Source organism: Pseudoalteromonas sp. BMB (genome assembly GCF_001709235.1).
Taxonomy (GTDB): Bacteria; Pseudomonadota; Gammaproteobacteria; order Enterobacterales; family Alteromonadaceae; genus Pseudoalteromonas; species Pseudoalteromonas maricaloris.
The window spans coordinates 1-1,754 of sequence record NZ_MBQA01000221.1 but is presented as its reverse complement, the minus strand read 5'-3'; the positions used below and the strand labels follow the sequence as shown (position 1 = coordinate 1,754).

The following is a 1,754-nucleotide window of genomic DNA, read 5'->3' as shown; positions in this document are numbered from 1 at the left end:
CTAGGCAAAAGTTGAGCAACAATGAACAAAGCGCACTCAGGTGAACCCAAAGGGCAGCGCTTGACAGGCATTTCTACTGTGTTATCACCTGACTTACATAGAATAACTATGCTACGCAGGCTCTGCCTTGTATAAATACCAGTCAAACTGCTGCAAAAACAAACTTGAAAGATCAACAGGCCCTAGCTACAGAAAGTTGAGCCATTACTGGCAGTGTCGCATTGGTAGCTTGAATGTCACATTAAGTAAGGCAGGAAAACAAAAGGGCGCAATCAAGGCCCTTTTTGCATATATAAAGAGAGGAAGTTGTTAAAGCTTTACATTATTCAAAGCGCATCGAAAGGTCGATGCTTTGTACATGTTTGGTCAGTGCGCCGCTTGAAATAAAATCAACACCGGCTTGTGCGTAGGTCGTCAAAATTTCAATGGTCATATTACCAGAGACTTCCAGCTTAGCTTTACCTTGCGTGATTTCAACCGCTTGTTGAATTTCACTTACGCTGAAGTTGTCCAGCATAATAATATCGCTGCCAGCATCTAAGGCTTGTTGTAGTTCGCCTAGGTTTTCTACTTCAACTTCTACCGGCTTGTCTGGGTGGTTATTACGCGCAGTCGCAACGGCTTTGGCGATACTGCCACAGGCGGCAATGTGATTTTCTTTAATAAGATACGCGTCGAAGAGGCCAATTCTATGATTTTTACCACCGCCACATTTAACGGCGTATTTTTGTAGCGCTCTTAATCCTGGGATGGTTTTACGTGTATCTAGCAGTTTAGTTTGCGTACCGCTCAGCACTTCAACATACTTAGCAGTGGTGGTCGCCGTGCCCGATAGCGTTTGTACAAAGTTAAGCGCCGTGCGCTCTGCGGTTAGAATCGCTCTTGCTGAGCCGCTTGCGGTAAACAAGCGAGTGTTGGCGGCAACAAAATCGCCGTCGTTCACAAGTACGTTGACGCTAACACTTGGGTCGACCTGCTGAAAAACTTCTTCGATTAACGCCTTGCCAACGAACACACAATCTTCCCTTGTGATCACATAGGCATTTGCTTGCTGCGTTTCTGGGATAAGGGCTGCGGTAATATCACCTTCGTTTGGTGTTTGATAATTAAGGTCTTCGTCTAGCGCCTGCTTTACCATTTGGCTGATAAGGTTTTGGTCGATCATAGGTTGTCTTTTCATTTTTTCTGCAATGGCCGAATTTTACGCGCGTTTGCCTAGGAGTACAATTGATGGAAAAGAATTCACGAAATTTGGCGAGGTGGCTTTTATTTCGCGGGGTAAACCCGCTGCTACGTGTATGTGTTGTTTGCTGTGAATTTACGTCGAAACCAATATGTATTTTCGTAGCAGCGACTTTATGTCGCGACGGTATGTTTGAAGTGCAAAGCTTTGTTTGTAGCGAGTGAGTTGATGGCCAAAACGGAGGTCGCGGGGTAAACCCGCTGCTACGTGTATGTATTGCATGCTGTGACTTTATGCCGAAAACCAATATGTGTTTTGTAGCAGCGACTTTATGTCGCGACAGAGTATTTTAAATGCAAAGCCTTGTTTGTAAAGAATGAGTTGACGGCTAAAACGGAGGTCGCGGGGTAAACCCGCTGCTACGTGTATGCGTTGTTTGCTGTGATTTGATGTCGAACGGGTATGTGTTTTCGTAGCAGCGACTTTATGTCGCGATGGTATGTTTGATTTAAAGTGCAAAGCCTTGTTTGAAGGGAGTGAGTTGCCGGCCAAAACGGAGGTCGCGGGGTAA

1 protein-coding gene is annotated in these 1,754 nt (G+C 45.4%); it reads right to left on the bottom strand.

The genetic code is table 11. From position 1 onward, the window contains the following. Positions 1-322: 322 nt before the first annotated feature. Complete coding sequence (gene nadC / locus BB427_RS23005; RefSeq protein WP_039492218.1) at positions 323-1,165, bottom strand: carboxylating nicotinate-nucleotide diphosphorylase; 843 nt, start codon at positions 1,163-1,165, stop codon at positions 323-325. Positions 1,166-1,754 lie beyond the last annotated feature (589 nt).